This is a genomic window from Paenibacillus tianmuensis (assembly GCF_900100345.1).
Lineage (GTDB): Bacteria > Bacillota > Bacilli > Paenibacillales > NBRC-103111 > Paenibacillus_G > Paenibacillus_G tianmuensis.
Window position 1 is genome coordinate 1 of the sequence record NZ_FMTT01000003.1, and the last position, 17,170, is coordinate 17,170.

The 17,170-nt window shown below is 43.9% G+C and carries 20 protein-coding genes and 2 CRISPR repeat arrays; of the genes, 10 read left to right on the forward strand and 10 right to left on the reverse strand.

The genetic code is table 11. From position 1 onward, the window contains the following. Nucleotides 1-133: 133 nt before the first annotated feature. Nucleotides 134-565: a CRISPR direct-repeat array (repeat unit 30 nt; unit sequence GCTTTGAACGTACCTATGAGGAATTGAAAC). Nucleotides 566-882: 317 nt separating this feature from the next. Genes BLO51_RS02750 through BLO51_RS02760 form a run of 3 tightly spaced genes read right to left on the reverse strand, consistent with a single transcriptional unit; the run spans nt 883 to nt 2,898 of the window. Next, nucleotides 883-1,773 (reverse strand): alpha/beta fold hydrolase, encoded by an 891-nt coding sequence (locus BLO51_RS02750; protein WP_090666617.1) that lies wholly within the window; start codon nt 1,771-1,773, stop codon nt 883-885. An 18-nt stretch (nt 1,774-1,791) separates the two neighbouring features. Beyond that, nucleotides 1,792-2,232: a DUF1330 domain-containing protein gene (locus BLO51_RS02755; protein WP_174551185.1), complete on the reverse strand. Its 441-nt coding sequence runs from the start codon at nt 2,230-2,232 to the stop codon at nt 1,792-1,794. Nucleotides 2,233-2,286: 54 nt separating this feature from the next. Beyond that, nucleotides 2,287-2,898, reverse strand: a complete 612-nt coding sequence (locus BLO51_RS02760; RefSeq protein WP_090666621.1) for a DUF2239 family protein — start codon at nt 2,896-2,898, stop codon at nt 2,287-2,289. Between the two features lie 485 nt (nt 2,899-3,383). Here BLO51_RS02760 and BLO51_RS30045 point away from each other — a divergent pair, with 485 nt between their 5' ends. From BLO51_RS30045 to BLO51_RS31355, 4 genes are all read left to right on the forward strand, one after another. Next, nucleotides 3,384-3,551 carry a hypothetical protein gene (locus BLO51_RS30045; RefSeq protein WP_245719502.1) on the forward strand — a complete coding sequence of 56 codons (168 nt, stop codon included), beginning with the start codon at nt 3,384-3,386 and terminating at the stop codon, nt 3,549-3,551. A 158-nt stretch (nt 3,552-3,709) separates the two neighbouring features. Continuing rightward, nucleotides 3,710-4,615: a phosphotransferase gene (locus BLO51_RS02770; protein WP_090666623.1), complete on the forward strand. Its 906-nt coding sequence runs from the start codon at nt 3,710-3,712 to the stop codon at nt 4,613-4,615. A 175-nt stretch (nt 4,616-4,790) separates the two neighbouring features. Continuing rightward, nucleotides 4,791-5,351 carry a DUF6985 domain-containing protein gene (locus BLO51_RS02775; protein WP_090666625.1) on the forward strand — a complete coding sequence of 187 codons (561 nt, stop codon included), beginning with the start codon at nt 4,791-4,793 and terminating at the stop codon, nt 5,349-5,351. A 221-nt stretch (nt 5,352-5,572) separates the two neighbouring features. Then, nucleotides 5,573-5,671 carry a hypothetical protein gene (locus BLO51_RS31355; protein ID WP_483825082.1) on the forward strand — a complete coding sequence of 33 codons (99 nt, stop codon included), beginning with the start codon at nt 5,573-5,575 and terminating at the stop codon, nt 5,669-5,671. 275 nt (nt 5,672-5,946) lie between these two features. Further along, nucleotides 5,947-6,721: direct repeats of the CRISPR family, unit length 30 nt; unit sequence GTTTCGAATGTACCTATGAGGAATTGAAAC. A 283-nt stretch (nt 6,722-7,004) separates the two neighbouring features. Here BLO51_RS31355 and BLO51_RS02785 read toward each other — a convergent pair. Both BLO51_RS02785 and BLO51_RS29655 read right to left on the reverse strand, forming a co-directional pair. Further along, nucleotides 7,005-7,457 (reverse strand): DUF3221 domain-containing protein, encoded by a 453-nt coding sequence (locus BLO51_RS02785; RefSeq protein WP_090666627.1) that lies wholly within the window; start codon nt 7,455-7,457, stop codon nt 7,005-7,007. A 159-nt stretch (nt 7,458-7,616) separates the two neighbouring features. Then, entirely contained in the window at nt 7,617-7,937 is a 321-nt protein-coding gene (locus BLO51_RS29655) for a S1 family peptidase (protein WP_217266676.1), read from the reverse strand. 25 nt (nt 7,938-7,962) lie between these two features. Between BLO51_RS29655 and BLO51_RS02790 the strand changes: the two genes are divergently transcribed. Continuing rightward, complete coding sequence (locus BLO51_RS02790) at nt 7,963-8,370, forward strand: hypothetical protein (protein ID WP_143006808.1); 408 nt, start codon at nt 7,963-7,965, stop codon at nt 8,368-8,370. Here the strand turns inward: BLO51_RS02790 and BLO51_RS02795 are convergent. The 4 genes from BLO51_RS02795 to BLO51_RS02810 form a co-directional block, all read right to left on the reverse strand. Continuing rightward, entirely contained in the window at nt 8,367-8,798 is a 432-nt protein-coding gene (locus BLO51_RS02795) for a PH domain-containing protein (protein ID WP_090666631.1), read from the reverse strand. The two genes, BLO51_RS02790 and BLO51_RS02795, sit on opposite strands and share 4 nt — an antisense overlap. A 128-nt stretch (nt 8,799-8,926) precedes the next feature. Next, nucleotides 8,927-9,547: a sporulation delaying protein family toxin gene (locus tag BLO51_RS02800; protein WP_090666633.1), complete on the reverse strand. Its 621-nt coding sequence runs from the start codon at nt 9,545-9,547 to the stop codon at nt 8,927-8,929. A 128-nt stretch (nt 9,548-9,675) separates the two neighbouring features. Next, nucleotides 9,676-10,650 carry a sporulation-delaying protein SdpB family protein gene (locus BLO51_RS02805; protein WP_090666636.1) on the reverse strand — a complete coding sequence of 325 codons (975 nt, stop codon included), beginning with the start codon at nt 10,648-10,650 and terminating at the stop codon, nt 9,676-9,678. Next, entirely contained in the window at nt 10,635-11,201 is a 567-nt protein-coding gene (locus BLO51_RS02810) for an SdpA family antimicrobial peptide system protein (RefSeq protein ID WP_090666638.1), read from the reverse strand. Before BLO51_RS02810 ends, BLO51_RS02805 begins: the two co-directional genes overlap by 16 nt. Nucleotides 11,202-11,877: 676 nt before the next feature. Between BLO51_RS02810 and BLO51_RS02815 the strand changes: the two genes are divergently transcribed. The 4 genes from BLO51_RS02815 (at nt 11,878) to BLO51_RS02830 (ending at nt 14,626) form a co-directional block, all read left to right on the forward strand. Further along, nucleotides 11,878-13,170 (forward strand): helix-turn-helix domain-containing protein, encoded by a 1,293-nt coding sequence (locus BLO51_RS02815; RefSeq protein ID WP_090666640.1) that lies wholly within the window; start codon nt 11,878-11,880, stop codon nt 13,168-13,170. A 400-nt stretch (nt 13,171-13,570) separates the two neighbouring features. After that, nucleotides 13,571-13,690, forward strand: coding sequence for a Spo0E family sporulation regulatory protein-aspartic acid phosphatase (locus BLO51_RS30050; RefSeq protein WP_245719514.1), 120 nt, complete (start codon nt 13,571-13,573; stop codon nt 13,688-13,690). 27 nt (nt 13,691-13,717) lie between these two features. Continuing rightward, the gene (locus BLO51_RS02825; RefSeq protein ID WP_090666644.1) at nt 13,718-14,194 is read left to right on the forward strand and encodes a regulator; all 477 of its coding nucleotides are present in this window, start codon (nt 13,718-13,720) and stop codon (nt 14,192-14,194) included. 225 nt (nt 14,195-14,419) lie between these two features. Continuing rightward, nucleotides 14,420-14,626, forward strand: a complete 207-nt coding sequence (locus tag BLO51_RS02830) for a helix-turn-helix domain-containing protein (RefSeq protein WP_010498610.1) — start codon at nt 14,420-14,422, stop codon at nt 14,624-14,626. A 66-nt stretch (nt 14,627-14,692) separates the two neighbouring features. Here the strand turns inward: BLO51_RS02830 and BLO51_RS02835 are convergent, their stop codons facing one another. Beyond that, nucleotides 14,693-15,835: a GGDEF domain-containing protein gene (locus BLO51_RS02835; RefSeq protein ID WP_090666646.1), complete on the reverse strand. Its 1,143-nt coding sequence runs from the start codon at nt 15,833-15,835 to the stop codon at nt 14,693-14,695. 164 nt (nt 15,836-15,999) lie between these two features. Here BLO51_RS02835 and BLO51_RS02840 point away from each other — a divergent pair, with 164 nt between their 5' ends. Beyond that, a complete protein-coding gene (locus tag BLO51_RS02840; protein WP_090666648.1) occupies nt 16,000-17,139 on the forward strand; it encodes a glycosyltransferase family 4 protein in 1,140 nt (379 codons plus the stop codon). The last annotated feature ends 31 nt before the right edge of the window (nt 17,140-17,170 follow it).

Genomic DNA, 17,170 nt, shown 5'->3' on the forward strand with positions numbered 1-17,170 from the left:
TAAAATTCGGAGAGATCACCAGACGCCAGATTGAACTTTATGAAGCGCTGGAAATCTCAGCGCCTGCCTCGTTATAATTTGACTGGGGATTTAGGGAATATGTGGAAATGGCGTTGTAGCGGGGTTTTTATGGGCTTTGAACGTACCTATGAGGAATTGAAACCCGTTTTTTTACCGACAAATTACCGGATTAGCATGGCTTTGAACGTACCTATGAGGAATTGAAACTCGAACTGAGCGCAGGCTTAAAATCCCCTCGACCTTGCGCTTTGAACGTACCTATGAGGAATTGAAACACCATTCCGAATCCAGCAGGAATATCAAAATTCATAGCTTTGAACGTACCTATGAGGAATTGAAACCCAACAGGACCATAGAATAAGAGCGAAATTTGAAATTGAGCTTTGAACGTACCTATGAGGAATTGAAACCCGTTCCCGTTTAGCCGCCTCCATTTGCCGTCTGAGCGCTTTGAACGTACCTATGAGGAATTGAAACTTAATCGCCATCATTGCACCCTCTTAGTCTATTTAAGGCTTTGAACGTACCTATGAGGAATTGAAACTGGGCTTACCACGTATTTATTCACTCTGCATGTGCCCGTTACTTGAATAATTCGTTTCTGAATCTGACCATCGTGTTTGGAAAAATCCCCACAAAAAAAGCGCCGGCTCACGATGTTATCATGAAACCGGCGCTTATTCGATCGTTTCCACATATACGTTCAAATGGAGCTGCTTTAACAACCGTTCCAAGAGCACCGCCGCTTCCACCCGGGTCGTATGTGCCAAGGGTGCAAATTGATCAGCGCTGCGCCCCTGGGCCTACTCGTCCCATTGGGCGCCGCGGGACTCCGGCTGGTTGCTATTCAGGAAGCGCGTGTCAATTGCGACGAGCCGTTCGATCTATGCCATCAGCGGTTACTTTGTACAGTTGGTGCGGCAGGTCGTGTCCCATGCCGTCAACCAACATTAGCTCGGCGCCCGGGATGGCAGAAGCCGTGTCCTCGCCACACGCCGGGACGAACAGGGGATCGTCCACCCCATGAATGACAAGTGCTGGTACTTTTATGGTCGCCAGCCGCGGACGACGGTCACCGGAGACAGCGATCGCAGCAATTTGTCGTCCGACACTGCCTGGATCGTAGGCTCGCTGGACTTCCTCCAGAATGAGTGCCCGATAAGCGTCTTCTTCAAACGGATAGCCAGTGCCAGCGATGCGTTTGGCAAAAGAGAGGCTGTGCGCCAAAAATCCTGCTTCATCCTCAAAGGGGTTCGGCGCCGGTTTAGTCATCATCGCCATGACATCCGGGGAAGCTTGCGGAAGGGTGGGATTACCGGAACTAGACATAATGGAGGTGAGTGATAAAACCCGTTCAGGGTACTCACTGGCTACAATCTGGGCGATCATTCCGCCCATCGACCTGCCAACGAAATGTGCCCGGTCAATTGAAAGGGCGTCGAGCAGTCCGATAGCGTCGTTGGACATGTCATCGAGAGTGTAAGGGATGTCCGGTCGCTGTCCTGACATGAGAGCAGTCGCCAGTGCGTCAAAATCCAGCGCCCGATAATGGCTAAAGTGTGTCGAGCAACCTACGTCGCGATTGTCAAAGCGGATTACGCGAAAGCCCCGCGCTGCTAATATCCGACAAAACGGAACCGTCCATCGAATCATCTGGGTTCCAAGCCCGGCGATTAGGATAATAGCCTCGTCATTTTCGTTACCGAAACTGTCATAGGCCAAATCAACGCCGTTGACTTTCAGAATATTCATGATCATGTTCTCCTCCAATTAATTCGGTATCGGAAGTTCTGCCATAGGCAGAAGGCGTGAATCTTCGATCGCTGCAGTCCGATGCCCGATACCGGCCAGGTAGTCTTGATGACTTGAAAAAGCAAGAAACGACTGCGAGCTGCTCTTGCGGATCAGCATAACAAGATCCCATCTTTCGTCTTCGTGTCCGATAAGAAACTCTCCGCCATCGCCAAGAAACATGATTTCACCTCCACTTTCACGGAGAAATGGGAGGGTGTGCTCAATATAGCGGTTGAAAGCTTCGGCACCGCTGATTGGGTCCTCCGGTGTTAGTTCAGGATTGGCTGTGTAATCGGCAACATCACGAAAACGCAGCAGGTTCAACATGACGATGCTGCCCTCAATGCCTCGTTGCATGAACCTCATGCTAGCGCGTTGCGATGGTTCGATGTAACGAATAGATTCAAACTCTGTCATAGCGGCTCCTTTCGTAGTTCCTTTTTTAATTCTTTACCCTCCAAATGCCTTCATTCATAAGTTCTCTTCAGGGAACGCATTAGCGGCTAATCTTTTGACATGGTTTCTGATATCAGGTGCCCAGTCATCGATGAAGTGGTAAAAACGATCCAAATCACCAGCATACAGTGCCCGCAGAGCTTCTTCGTATTGATGGAAGTTCCCGGCCATAGCTGTTATAAAGTTATATGTTGCTTCTTGTGACTCTCGGATATTGCTCTGTTTTTCTCCAGCACGGCGAGCCTCATCAATGAGTTTTCGTAATGTTACCGACGCCCCTCCAGGTTGACTCTTGAGCCATTCCCAATGCCGTGGCAATAACGTAACCTCACCGGAAACAACCCCCAGCTTGGGTCGACCGACCCGCCGTGTAGGCTGGTGATTCACTTCCGTACCGGGTAAGTCACCAAACTGTTCTTCTAATCGTTTGAGCACATCATCTGTCTTCCCACGAAAATCAACATCTACTGGCTTCCCCGTGGAATCGTCAAATAAAAGCAACTGTGTGAGGTCTCTGTCATCCAGAGCATCCTTCACTGTAGTAACAACGTGCTGTAACGAACCACTGGCGACGACTCCCACACCCAAAAATGCCGTGCAGTAAAAGCGCGTTAGGGTATTACTCATGCTGACCTCCTCTCTGATTGCCTCACCAATTATACCCGGATAAAAATAAAAATCAATATTACCCGGATAAAATGTATTTTCTCGTTCGTTATGGAGGGAATAAATGCAAAAGACACGGCCTAAGAGGAACCGCGCTGTTGAGGGCGGAGCGACGAAATAATCAATGTTACTGTCGAGTGGAAAGGTATTAAAGAAGAGCTACAGCTTTCAACTAACGGGCAGATTAATGCAGCAACTTGGAAACTTATACCTGAGAATTGCGTATGTAAATCAAGACGGAAAAGAGTGTGGAATGACATATGAAATATCTTTTTTCAGTTTTAGTGTTAGTTGGTGCAGTAGTACCAATTGGGTGAACACAGGGAGGATAATGGGATGAGAATGCCGAGCGACAGTGAGCTGACGTTTCTATTCGAAGGAGACGAGCGACAGCTTCAACAATTTATTGAAAATCATGCTATATCACGATTCGCGGGTTCCAGGAATTGATCAGGGACAAATACGAAATTCGTCTGTTTGCAGCCTCGTATCTTTCCGATACCCACGAATTTTTGATATTACCGAAGCGGCAGTGGGAGGAGCTGGATGCCCGGTATCCGGCGCGGAATAGGGAGATGTTCCGCGTCATCGATGGCGAGCTGGACTTTCCGTAACCTCAGGACAATATACGAAGGTTTGGAGGGGGCTTCATTACGACGGGTACGATAACGCCATTTTAACCATCACGAGGCGGGCAGCCTTGTTAAGCTATTGGGCAGGATAATGCAGCAACAGCTGAGAAATAAACAGTAGTTGATCTTAGGGGGTTATTATGGATAACGATTCTCAAAAAGCTCTTAGTAAATCGAAAGAAATTTTTCATGGTTTAGTAAAAAACATCGATGTACCTTGGGAACATAGTGCATGGTCACAGTGCTATAAAATATCGCTAAATAATAACTCGACTTATTTCCTTAAAGGCACTCCTCGGCAACGGAAAGAAGCGTTGGTAACAAAACATCTTCATATACTTTCACCTAACATTGTACCTGAAGTTATCAACGATGATTTGATCCCGGAATCTACATGGCGATGGTTTCTAGTTACAAACGCAGGAACATGCTACTATGAAGGAATTGAGGTGAAGTATGCTTTAAAGGCAGCGTTCAATTTGGGAAAACTGCAGAGAATGACGTTTAATGAAGGTTCTTTCATTTCAAAATTTTTGCCACAGTGTGAGGCCCAACGTTTACAAGAAGCAGTGGATAATGTAGGCAGGTGGGCCCTAAAGTTTTCTAATGCTGAAGAATCCGAAATAATTCAACGACTTTTATCCATAAGCTCTGACTATTATGATGATCATGTGAAAAATCTGAATAGTATTCCATCTACGTGCGTTCATAAGGATTTTTGGTCAGGAAATATAGCAGTAAAAGATGAAAATGTTATGATAATTGATTGGGGAGATGCATTATGGGGAGTAGGTGGCATCTCAATAGTTAATATGATCTTATCTGATGACGGTTTATCAAGCCAATCAAACATCATTTGGGACGAGTATTTCAAAGGACTTAATAGAAAATTCGATAAGGATTACATAAAAAGCAGTCAAATAGCTTATCTAGTTTCAGAACTTGTAACAGAACAAGAAGTCGCAGATTTACAACAACAAAAATATGGGCCTGGATTAATTCCATCCGTCAGGCGGTTGTACAAAGAGCTAACCCAGAACTGTTAATACAAGTAAACACATTTTATTCAATTAAAGGGATACTATGGCTAATTAAACAACCATGACGAAGATGCCAGCACATGATCGGCAGTTTCTTTACGTCAACGGGCAGGATAGTTCAATCATTTCGTGAAGTGTGTTTGGAACAAAATTTATATTATCTAAAAAATGAGGTGTTAATTTGGATCAATTGATAAAAATTACCGAAAAAGACGCAGACATCCAATTGGGTGAGTTTGTATCAACTAATTTTAAAAAAATAAAATATGATAAAAATGGTTGTGATGTTATAGTAGAACCACCATTTAAATCTGCTCAAATAACAGTTCGTATGAATGATGGTGTAGATTTAGCTTATGCAGAACAATGTGCCAAACACTTTAATAATTTAAGTCCAGATACTATCTGCAAGTTGTTGGAATCTTCATGGCAATTTTGTCTTAAATATTGTGATTATTATGGGGAAGAGTTACCCGAAATAAAAGAACTTAACGAGCTTTTATATTATATAGAACCATTTTGTATAGACATCGATAAGCCTAAAAGCAGTGATACTGCTTATACAGTTGAATTGCATTGTGATTGGGACGTCGAACACGGAATGTCTTGGATAATTAGAAATAGTGAAGTTCTTTATGTTGGTGTAGGAATGGTTCATTTTCAACTCAATGCTTGGGAAGATTTTGATGCCTACAAGAATAATGAAGGAAATTTTGTATTTGGTGTTCCAAACTGGGAATAGTCATGACTTTTTAGGCTATATCCTGTTCCAGTTTGTTCTGTCGTGCTAGCACGGAGTAAAAATTGTTTGTCTGATATGGCCGCTCTTTGGGGAGCAGAAATTTTGTGCGGATAAAATTAAAAAAGTTCAACAAACTCGTGCAATATGCGCAAAAATTAAAGCAATAAAGTGAAAAGAGGAGCTTCGAAGCTCCTCTTTCTGGATTCACACCTCTCCCGCCGATCGGTGTTGCTCGTGAGATCGACAGGATGATGAAGGAATTCCAGATGAAACAAGGGGATATCGCCCAAAAGCTCGGCGTTACCCAAGCCTTGGCCTGAACCACTTCTTGGAATGCTGGAACGTGGCGAATTGAGCCAATCTACCGCACGTACGATTGTCGGGGTTGACGAAGTCGGGAGATCATGGGCTTGGAAAAAGACGGACAAAGCCTTATAATTTAACTATGCTTTTTGTCGTCGACCCCCAATGCTGCAAAAAAGCCCGGGGGTCGACGACAACGAAAGCTTCGCGGCAGAAGGGTTTGTAGCGTTAGCTGTTGGAGATACGAGAGTGTGGAATATGTGGAAATGGCGTTGTAGCGGGATTTTTATGGGTTTTAAACGTACCTATGAGGAATTGAAACGTCTTTCACTCCATTTGGTCCGGCCGAAGATGAATTGAGTTTTGAACGTACCTATGAGGAATTGAAACATTGGAGCAAATACCAATCTGGTGACCACGAAATTGAGTTTCGAATGTACCTATGAGGAATTGAAACATAAATCAGCAACACCATCAGGACCATTCTTCGCCAGTTTCGAATGTACCTATGAGGAATTGAAACCGTGTGAGGCGATCCAAACGCCAGATCACGATCATGTCGTTTCGAATGTACCTATGAGGAATTGAAACTCGTTTTGGAGCTTGTATTCAGTCTCCCGATCATCTGCGTTTCGAATGTACCTATGAGGAATTGAAACCATGGCTTAATGGGGGCGACAAGGAGGACGTTATATGGTTTCGAATGTACCTATGAGGAATTGAAACGCTTCTTGGTGTACTCGCTCAGATCCATCTCGGTCCAGGTTTCGAATGTACCTATGAGGAATTGAAACATAAAAGTGTTATCCAGCTTCAAGAAGTTGTAGTACCTAGTTTCGAACGTACCTATGAGGAATTGAAACCAGCATTGGACCTATGAGGAAAAGCGTGTGTTCTCAAGGTTTTGAACGTACCTATGAGGAATTGAAACTGGGCATAGAAATGCCCGGGTTCAGAAAGGGAGGTCATCGTTTTGAACGTACCTGTGAGGAATTGAAACTTCGCTGGCGCTCTCTTCTTCTAGTATATGTTCAATCGTTTTGAACGTACCTATGAGGAATTGAAACCCTTTTCCCAGTTTCGGCATTTTAGACCATAGCCAAACACGAACTCAAATTTTGAACCAAAACAGATCACCTGAAGCCTGGTTTTCTCCATGTAAAACATTAATCGGGATAGATGGCGGAGCTGTGTTTGGAGGATATTTGCTAGGTTTGTCTATTAATGAGGATGGATATACCGAATATTCGGTATAAAAGTACTGGTGGATTTTTTAAGAAACGCGTCACATCGATGGGGATTGTTTTTCTGGATGAAGATAGCATGAGGGAGTGATTAACACTCCCTACTTTATTTTGTAATAACCTCGCCAGAGTCGGAGTTAATTTTTACTGGGATTACCCTTTCCTTTTCTAATAAGCTACCAATCTCAATAGTCCATTGCTTTAAATCAGCATTAAATTGAACCTTCCTTATATAAGGCACATCTACTATGGTTTCTGAAAATCTTAAAGCTTTTTCTACTGCTGTTGCACGGCTTATTGAACTATCAGTGTTGTTTGTTTGTGATTTAATGATCAATTTAGAACCTATTGCCTGTTCAGGATAGGATTCTGCGATTGCACCCGTAACCCATACTTCAACTTCCATACCTAGTTTTAATTGATTCTTTTCAAGATATCCTTTTTTTTCATCAATGATTTTTGCTTTAGAAATGGATACAGATATTGCTCTCGGTTCTTTTGCTTTCTCTTCAATAACTAAAACGGAGTTTTCTTCCAGTTTAGCAATGATCCCCGTCATAACATTCCTTTCTTTTTCTGCACAACCTGTTACAATGACGAATAATAAAAATGAGAAAAAAAGAAAACTATATCTCAATTTATCATCCCCATGTTATCAAGGTAAGTAGGACAATTTCAGGTAGCTACTAAAAAAGTAGCTACCTGATAAAAAGCAATACTATGGACTAGTTGTAATCGGATATATCCCCATAGCATTTATTGCATTTTGGACATGCGTATAAATTCCACCAGAACCTGTGTGAACCCCCATAAGTGTAAATCCAGCCCAGATCGTTGAGCCGCTATCTCCCTTCATCGAAGAATAACTAGCTTTTCTTAAATTAGTATGATAACCTGTGTCCTTGAATTCACCAGACCAGTTTCTTGATTCTAATGTACCACAACTTGTATTGTCTGAGAAACCTGCTGAAATACATACGGTTTGACCTACAGTTTCTTGATCTACTTGTTCAACAAATGATACTTTTGAAAAATTCAATTGATTATAGGCATAGATGTAAGCTGTGGCGTTTGACGAATGTATTCAACTGTGTAAAACTGGAGTGCTTTTGGAGAAAAAGGATACGGAATTAAAGGCAAGGAAGAAAGAATATGATAAAGCTGTGCCTATGCTTCAAAACTATATAAAGGAACTTGGTAAGGAAAACAAAGTACATTTGGTAATTGAACTTTTGGACATTTATTTACAAACTGAGAACATGAAAGAAATTGCTGAAATTTTAGATTCTGAAGCCGAGCTTTTACCCTATCGCCCACAGACACCACAAAAACATTTTGATATAGTTATCATCAAAGTAAACAAAGAAAAAGTTTTATCTGATGCATTCATCTCAAAAAAAGAAGTCTTCAGTTCAAATGCTGAAGACTCCATTCTTGGATTTAGCTTATATTGGCTTGCATCTCCGTCCTAATCCAGCTTAATCGGAATGCGGTCGGAAGAGTGCTTCCGCAGCGCGGACACAAATGCTTCCCGGTCCTTAGGCGCAACGTGCGCAAAGCTCATTCCGTTGTTATATTGGATATTAAGCCGATTCGTGGAAAAGGCAGGTCCCGCCAGCAGCGTTTTTATGCTTGTTACGGACGTGATGGAATCCAGCGGAATTTTACTTTTAAAAATACCGAGTACAATAATGACATGCGTGTCTGTTATGACATAATGGGTATTATACCAAACCAGCAAGAAAAACGTTTCAAACACCATAATAACCAAAATCAGCGGAATTTTTTCTCCAAGCGTCGCTGGAGCAAACCAAATGGCAACGATAACAGCCAGAAGAAGTAAAACAATGATGCCGAACAAGAACGCAAATGCTGCGTCCCTTTGAGGTTCAAAACGCACCTGGTTCCCCTCCCTAATGACTTCGCCAGCATTCCCATGCGCAGAAAAAACAAACAGCAGGATCGGGGAGCATACTGAGATGCCCCCGATCCCCGGCAGACCACGGATATTGAGTTGCTACGTTTAACTTACTGCTGACTCGAAAGTCTGTCAATCACTTTATTTACAAATAATTCTTTTTCAAGCTGAGAAGAAGCGGTCATTTCCGCTTTAGGCCAAAATTTCACTTTGTTATAAACCCAATAAGCAAATCCGGCCACCACCTGAACGCCCGCCGCCGCGGTATGAACTACGGCCGCATAGTTATAGACGCCTGCGCCTATCATGACAACAACCCCTGCCGCGAATGCGTTTACCGTGGGATCATCGGCATTCTGGTACATGAGGCCTTGTCTGTTTATCGCTTCATTCAACAAGGTTCCGCCTTTGATGAAGGCTTGATCAATGGCCACGTAATCTTTGCTGTAAACGGCCTTTTCAAACTCGTCAAAAAAGGCGGGCGAGCTCTGTTTCATGTCCGCGACGGTTAAGGCGACCCATTTCTTCGCTTCTTCACTGTTCGTATCCTTCAGAGTGTTTGTTGGCCATATTTCCGGAAAAAGATTGCTTACCGGTCCTTGCCCGAAAACAATGCCGACAAACATTTCTTCTCCCGTAAACGCTCTACGTTCGCCCGACTTCGCCCACACGGATGTGTACGTGCCGATTGCCAATACGAAAACCAGCATAGCTGCGATGATCGCCTGCATTTTTGACCTGATAAGGATCAAGGATCATACCTCCCTAAAAAGAATATTTTCCCACCGCATTCCTCACATTTTATGCGTATGTAAGCCCTTGATGCAGATCCGTGGCCTGCCTTTTATCGTGTGAGGCTTTAGTGAGCTTCGTCAAACGAAGGGGCCGCCCGCCGACGACGGGTAAGACTCCATGTTCTTAATCTTTTGAGAGAGCTACGGAAGCGGTATTCTTGTTCAACCGGCCTCAGATACAAGATAAGCAGGCCGAACATAATCAACGAAAAGCTGTACAGACCGATCATGATTGCAATCACTCCATGAAGAGCAAAGCCCAGGAACAAAAAATAGCTCCAATAACGCTTTGGCACAAACAAAGCTGCGAATAAGAGAATTTCCGCGACAAACGTTCCCCAAGTAGGTATGACTACCAAGCTTGTATTCAGAACAAATTCGGTCGCTTTAATCAGCAAGGGCGGCATGCCAAGCAGGGAATCGTTCAGAAAATAATAAGTGGCGGTGCCGTCAATCCATTCTTCTTGTTTTAACTTTGCGACAGCTGCGTTCAAATAAAGGATGGAGGCCTGAAAACGGATGGCAACAATGGTCAATAGCGCGACAATATGCGGAAGCACAGCGCCGCTTCGGACTTGGTCGGCTTGCGTTTGAGCATCGATATTTTCCCAGTGCCATTTTCTGGAGTCTGTTAACGTAAGGGGCAATAAAAGCAACGTAAGCACCGCACTGACTTGCTCCCCGCCATCCAACGTCAACGCCGAGGTCTGCATGCTGTGTGCAATCCACCAGTGGAATACTCCCGTGATTCTTGGCCTCCAGCCGATGGCAACCAACAGAAGAATCCCGATACAAAGCCATCGAATCAGATTTAAATAAGAATATTCGTTCGGTACCGTACAAAAAATGCTAAGGTTATAAGAACAATTGGGATATTCGGCAATGCCGGCGGCAGGCCGAAAAAATATGGTCGCATCATTCAGCAACAGCGTCAGCAAGGTAGATACCGCCAACAAAGTTCTTGCCAAACCGTAAACGTTTGTCCATGGATATACCGACGACAACGTGTGTAAAGTGTATTTTCCTATTTTTTCGAGCATTGGACCGACACCCTTACAATTTTTGATGGCATCACGATATTATTTTTTTGTTTGCTCCATGCCCACGGAACCGGTTGTTGCAGCACAAGACCGAGTTCGTTGCATAGCGTGGGCTTCGGAGAGGTATTGATAACGCTTATTTTAGCTTGTGATTCCGTTAAACATATTGACGGTTCCTTTGAGCATTTGGTCCACGCATCGCTTTTAATGGAGGCTTGGATTAGCCCCACTTCCAATCCTTGCGCCCTTCCCGACCGTTTGATGCCGAACCAATTTTCCGTCCGGTTGTTAGGCCAGTTCACTGTTGGGCGTTGAGTCGATAGATCGTACACGAGCAACTGGTCGTCTCTCGGATTTTTACTGTAAAATCCCCACCCTTGCGGGAACACGGACTTAAACGCATTCAAGTCGGGGATCAGTTGGGACACAGGATTCACAGGCATGGATGACGTAATAGAGAGCAGAAAGACGAATAGCCACAGCAAGCTGACCAAAACCGCAAAGGCCCCCAAACGATAGTGCAGTTTCCGCGCATCAGCAGGGGAGTTCATTCCAGTACCAGCTCCTTTCCTTCCAGTTATTTGAGCAGTGGGACTAAATCGGGCAGACAGTTGTTCACTTGTCATATTCTTGCAAGCTGTTTCTCCTGCCCCTCCTTGTAAGAAGTAAATCTTTTTATTTGCCAGGCCATCATAATTTTATGAATACAACACTTCTTTAACTGCCTTGTATGCATCCACAGTTGAGATTGGGACATTTGAATCCGTTGCATCAACACAAAAATACTCATTGACATCGGAAGAATGAGTACTTGTGATGTGTCGCTGAGGAGAATAAGAGAAATGAACAGAAGCCGCACTCGCAGATACTAAAAACAAACAAAGTAAAAACAAAAGAAATTTAACTGGCTTCAATTCAAGCAACTTCCTTAGATTATTAATCTGCGAACAATTCGTCGCGACCTCATCATTCAAACATAATTTATCATAATCTCATAAAATATGCTATAGGAATTAATATCTATTTTTATTACAGCGATTACTTGAAATTACCCGAGTAATTTCAGTTATTACCAAATAATCACTTATACTATGTAGAAATTTATCGAACCGTTGTATCTCGGACGAAATTAGGGGAATATCATAAAAATCAATTAATTGTAAAACAAAACGCATTTTGCTATAATCGACCAATGTATAATATTGAATAAAAGGAAGGTAATGTATTATGGTGGATATTAAGCATCGGAATAACACCATCGCAGATTTCATCTTCCAACTTAGAAAAGAGAAAAATTTGACATATGCGAATCTTGAGGAACTAACAGGTGTTCGCAGCGCAGTGCTTCATAAAATTGAATCGGGGGCCACAAAACATCCAGAATATAAGACGGTGAAAGCCTTGGTTCGAGCCTTGCCAGTTCATTACGAACAGATCATAAAGGCTTACATAGAAGAAGAAGAAGGAACAGAAACCTTATTTGAAATATTGCGAGATACTGTTGCCACAGGGGAAAATGATTCTTTAATCTCCATGACAGCATTGAGGCTACTACAATCATCTCAAAAGAAAACGGAAGAATCACTTCAGCGATTGTTTGATTTTACGGAAACATTAAATGAAGACAAGCTGAAAGTGCTTCTTTATACGGTAATTATTAAATATTCCAGAGAACGTGGATTGCCTTGTTTTGTTGGCAAAGGTACTTTTAAAAAATATTTGATTAATCGAAGCAATTTATCTTTGCTAGACGAGACTTTTAGAGAAGGCGAAGAAGTTATTCATTACACTGATTTTTTAGCAAAAGAAGAGAAGTGTATATATTATTACCGCATGGCACTTCATGCCTATGCTCTTAAAAAATATGATAAGTGCATTGAATTAGGGAAATCGGGCCATGCCGTAGATACTACACATAATGGACTCAAAGAGCAGGTTGCTTTAGCAATTTGTAATTCATTTTGGTACCAAAGAAACTATAATGCTTTGGAGGAACATATCCAACTCTATGATAAGTTGAATTATCAAATTATCATTGATCGTTTGAAAATCTTTCGTGCCATGATTCTAGCACGAACCGATAGATATGTGGAATCTCTTCCGTTATTGTGGGAATGTCTAGATGAAGCGCAGGGGGATAAACGTCTACCTAGATTGAATTTACTATTAGAAGTATTGTTACAGATGAATGATGATGACTCAATAGAAAAACTGATTAACTCGGATGAAGAACAATTCTTTCCTTTCGAGAATGCAACACCTTATCAATATTCTGAAATGGGAAAGTATTACAAGTTTAAAGGTACATTTTTTACTAAAAAGGGTCTGACTAATCAAGCGATAGAGACCTACTTAAAAAGCGTAAATTATTATGGCAAAATTGGCTCTTATCAAGATATCGTCGAACTTTCTTATGACATTTTTTCCTCTTTGAGTTCTAATAAAAATATACTGGACTTAGGGCTTCTAGAAGAGACAAAAAAGGTATATAATGGAATCATAAACAAAGGGGAGGCTTAACTATGAGAAGGCTTATCATGTGCATTGCAACGTTTTCAATAATAATGACATGCTCATTGACCATCGCAAATCATGATTTTATTTTGGCTCATCCCGAAAGTAACAAACCAGTAGCGAGATCTTATGTTGACGATCCCGGCTATTGATATAAATAATTGAAAAGTAACTGCACAAAACAGGCGAGTATATGCCTGTTTTTTTTGTTTTATTTCTTTGAAATTTATTTAATCCTTTTAAAGAAATAAATAATACACTAACTCCAGTTACCTAAATTAATGTTGTAAAGGGGAATATTTCCATGTGCGAATCGGTATTCAGAAAGGAGGGTTATGCCCGATACGATAGTAGCCATTTCAGCGACGAAACATTGCAGAACGTAATGAAAAACATCCTGAACCAAATGGAAGAGGCCGTACAGCAAGGCGAGAGTTTAACGAGTGAATATGTGGTCCAATTGAGCCAACAATTAGACGCATATGTTTTAATTGCTCAAATTCGGAAAATGCGATGTGTAAACTAGAAATCGTTATTGTTCGAGGTGTGGTTGATGCAAGATGGCAGAAGAACGGGAATTGTCAGGGTGGTAGACAATTTTGGGAGAATAGTAATCCCAACAGAGGTTAGGCATGTATTGAATTTACATCCCAATGTCATGACAGAGTATTTCTGTGATGACGAGAGAAAGGCGATTATGGTTTATAGATATCAAGCAAAAGAGTGTTTGTTTTGCTCAGGTAAGGAACAAACCTTTTACTTCAAAAAATTTTATATTTGTATGTCATGTATTCAAAGTCTTCCAGCGCTTCAAGTTTTCCTTGAACGGGTGGAACGCGAACGGTTAGGTGTGGCAAATAAAAACCTTTCAAAAAGGAAAAAATTGACTCCAAAAAGGAAAGAAGCATTGGAGCGTTTGCAGCAAGCAATAAAGGAAAACCCTAAAGCTTCGCAAAAAAAATTAGCCCAAAAGTTAGGAGTTTCGCAATCATGGGTTAGTCAGTTGCTTAGGCATCATGGAGATTCGTAAATTCGTTATTCTATATGCTAGCTATAATTATGGGGGAATAGATTTCTGTCCTCCATTTTGCATTTGTACAGGTACAGGATAATGAATATTAATATATCAACAGTAAAAAACAGAAACTACATATAAAGTTAGTTTAACAAAAGTAAACATATATGGTTGCAAAAGTAAATTAAATTGATTATAATGGTAGTGTGTTGTTGTTCAGCAAGGGGGAGGACCGCAAAAATGAAAATTAAAGCCAAAACGAACGCGATCGTACGAGCCCGGATCGTCAAAGGAATGACTCAGCGGGACCTGGCCCAGCTTTCGGGCTTGAGCTATGCTTATATCAGCTTGCTGGAGCGATCGGTCAAGGCCGTTGGCCCGGGCACGGCGAAGAAGCTCAGCGATCTTTTGGAGCAGCCTCTGGAGGAATTGTTCACCATAGAATAGACCTGCGACAGATGCGGGAAGCCGGCTTCCCGCCTTTCTTCCAAGCGCGTACGGACCGGTATCGGCCTAGAAGCCGACGACTTTGTTTTTGCCGGACGTCTTGGCCCGGTACATCGCTTCATCCGCCTGCTTGATCAATTCCTCCGCGTTTACCCCTTTTTTGAACATACTGTATCCCATACTTAACGTTACCATGGTTTCTGTCTCCACACGGCTTCGGATACGCTCCGACAAGCCTGCGGCATCGATTTCCGGGTTCGTAACCAGCACGACCATTTCTTCCCCGCCGTACCGTCCGCAAATACCGGAGTCTTCCGTTTCTTCCTTCACGATCTGCGCCACCTGCTTAAGCACTTGGTCTCCCATATGGTGACCTTTCGTATCGTTGAGCTTCTTGAAGTTGTCGATGTCGCTGAAGATGACCGATACCGGCGCTCGTTGCTGCACGTATTGGGTGACGCGGTTGTAAAAATATTTCCGGTTGTACAGCTTCGTAAGCCCGTCCGTAATGGAGGAGTTGTAAATGGCCTGCATGATCTCGATGACCCGTTCGAAAATGAACAGGAAGAGAACAATATAAAAGACGAACGGAATCGTTTGCTCCAGAAATTTCAGGGCGATCTGCTTGCTATCAAATAAATAGACGTTGGCCATATGAATCGTATGGGTCGTAAAATAAACGGTCAGCATTAACTGATACTTCCCGTTCTGGCCGATGCGGGAGTTCACGAGCAAGAAGCTCATGAACAGCAGCAAAAACAAGTACAGCTCCATACCAAGCGGACGAAGCAATCCGGAATGATCCTCGCTGCCCTGCAGCCAGTCCGGAGCGAACCAGTACGAAACCGAGACGACGGCGGTTAATAGGATAAAGAGGACGAAGACAACGAAGTCCCGCTTGCGGGTTGCGTTATACAGCTGATAAATACCGATATTGAGCGTGACAAAGGCAAGCACCTTGAGCAGCAGCGCGATGAACTCTTGCACGGGGGTTATGTCGTGAGCCAAGGTCTTTTCGATGAGCTGGGCGTGTTGGACGAACAGGATACACAGCGCAATGATTATGGAGAAATATCCGATTTTGCGGCGGGACAGCAACAGTCGGAATGAGACGATAAACGTCATCGCAATGATGACGATCAGCATCGAATGCATAAAGATCGAACCGGTCGGTCCGAAGATCAAATCCCAAATCGTCTGATTGTTCATGAAACGCGCGGAAGCCTCACTTTGTAAACGGGTGCATGGTACTGATTATACCAAACATATATTCGTTTTGGGAAGTCTTGTCGTCGCATTCCGGAACTGTTAGGATGATAGTGACGAAGCGCCCTTGCGCTTCGCGAACAACGGGAGAGGCCGAGGTGGGTAGGATGCGTATTCTTCAAGCGTTATTTTTTCCGCCGGAACAGCCTGGCGGGGTTTCTTCCATGGTTCCTTTCATGCTGGACCGCTTCAACAAGCGGGGCTGGGAGATGGAGCTCTTTTCGCTGCCCAAACGGGTGCGCGGCAAAGGCACCGGGGAAATTCGGTTCTCTACGTTCGACTGGGAGCCGTATGCCGGCCATCCGGTGGTCGATAAATACATACAAACAATGAAGGATTATATTTGGTGGACGAAGATGCGGATCAAGTCGACGTACGATTTGATTCACGCCCACCATCCGATCGCCGGGCTGGTCATGAAGCAGCTGTTTCCGGACACCCCGCTGATCATGACGGTTCACTCCAGCTATGAGCGAGAGCTTGTGCTGAACGGCAAAATTCCGGCAGACGGCCCGGAGCATGCCTTCCTGACCTCGATTTACCGCGAGCTGGAGGAAAAGGCGGACCAGTTGATTACGGTGTCCAACTCGTTCAAGCAGTATTTGTCCGAGTACGTGCAGGAGCCGGAGCGGATCGGGGTAATTCCGAACGGCTTTGATGAGAAGCGGTTCCGTCCGGTCCATCACGAGAATCAAGTGCCACAGCTGATCACGGTCTGCCGGCTTGTGCCCGCCAAAGGGCTTGATACGCTGCTGCATGCCTGCGCGGAGCTGAAACGTCGGGGGCAGCCGTTCGTGCTGCATCTGATCGGAGACGGACCGATCCGTACGGAGCTGGAGGAGCTTGCGCAGCAGCTCGGGATTTATGAGGAAACGATTTTTTACGGCTATATGCTTCACCCGGAGGACTTTATACCGTTCTTTGACGTGTTTGTCCTGCCTTCGCGGGCGGAAGCGTTTGGTTCGGTGTTTGCGGAAGCGGCGCTTTGCGGTCTGGCCGTTGTCGGCACGAACGTCGGCGGCATTGCCGAGCAGATCGAGCATGGCACCAACGGCCTGCTGGTTCCGGTTGATGACGTCCAGGCGCTGGCCACGGCGCTGGAGAAGGTGATCGGCGATCCGATGTACCGGTATCAGCTGTCGCGTGTGGCGCTGGAGAAGGCGCTCAAGACGTACTCGATGACGCACGTCGTTCAGCAACTCCGAAATGTGTATCGGACGTACCGCAAGGCGCCTCCTGCGGAGTAAGGGCTTAGGCCGGAGAGAGACAAGGACGGAG

What these genes read in the sequence shown, in the direction of transcription:
- BLO51_RS02750 (WP_090666617.1), bottom strand. Translation starts at nt 1,773, where the DNA reads ATGAATATTCTGAAAGTCAACGGCGTTGATTTGGCCTATGACAGTTTC.
- BLO51_RS02755 (WP_174551185.1), bottom strand. Translation starts at nt 2,232, where the DNA reads ATGACAGAGTTTGAATCTATTCGTTACATCGAACCATCGCAACGCGCT.
- BLO51_RS02760 (WP_090666621.1), bottom strand. Translation starts at nt 2,898, where the DNA reads ATGAGTAATACCCTAACGCGCTTTTACTGCACGGCATTTTTGGGTGTG.
- BLO51_RS02770 (WP_090666623.1), top strand. Translation starts at nt 3,710, where the DNA reads ATGGATAACGATTCTCAAAAAGCTCTTAGTAAATCGAAAGAAATTTTT.
- BLO51_RS02785 (WP_090666627.1), bottom strand. Translation starts at nt 7,457, where the DNA reads ATGACGGGGATCATTGCTAAACTGGAAGAAAACTCCGTTTTAGTTATT.
- BLO51_RS02800 (WP_090666633.1), bottom strand. Translation starts at nt 9,547, where the DNA reads ATGCAGGCGATCATCGCAGCTATGCTGGTTTTCGTATTGGCAATCGGC.
- BLO51_RS02805 (WP_090666636.1), bottom strand. Translation starts at nt 10,650, where the DNA reads ATGCTCGAAAAAATAGGAAAATACACTTTACACACGTTGTCGTCGGTA.
- BLO51_RS02810 (WP_090666638.1), bottom strand. Translation starts at nt 11,201, where the DNA reads ATGAACTCCCCTGCTGATGCGCGGAAACTGCACTATCGTTTGGGGGCC.
- BLO51_RS02815 (WP_090666640.1), top strand. Translation starts at nt 11,878, where the DNA reads ATGGTGGATATTAAGCATCGGAATAACACCATCGCAGATTTCATCTTC.
- BLO51_RS30050 (WP_245719514.1), top strand. Translation starts at nt 13,571, where the DNA reads ATGGAAGAGGCCGTACAGCAAGGCGAGAGTTTAACGAGTGAATATGTG.
- BLO51_RS02825 (WP_090666644.1), top strand. Translation starts at nt 13,718, where the DNA reads ATGCAAGATGGCAGAAGAACGGGAATTGTCAGGGTGGTAGACAATTTT.
- BLO51_RS02830 (WP_010498610.1), top strand. Translation starts at nt 14,420, where the DNA reads ATGAAAATTAAAGCCAAAACGAACGCGATCGTACGAGCCCGGATCGTC.
- BLO51_RS02835 (WP_090666646.1), bottom strand. Translation starts at nt 15,835, where the DNA reads ATGAACAATCAGACGATTTGGGATTTGATCTTCGGACCGACCGGTTCG.
- BLO51_RS02840 (WP_090666648.1), top strand. Translation starts at nt 16,000, where the DNA reads ATGCGTATTCTTCAAGCGTTATTTTTTCCGCCGGAACAGCCTGGCGGG.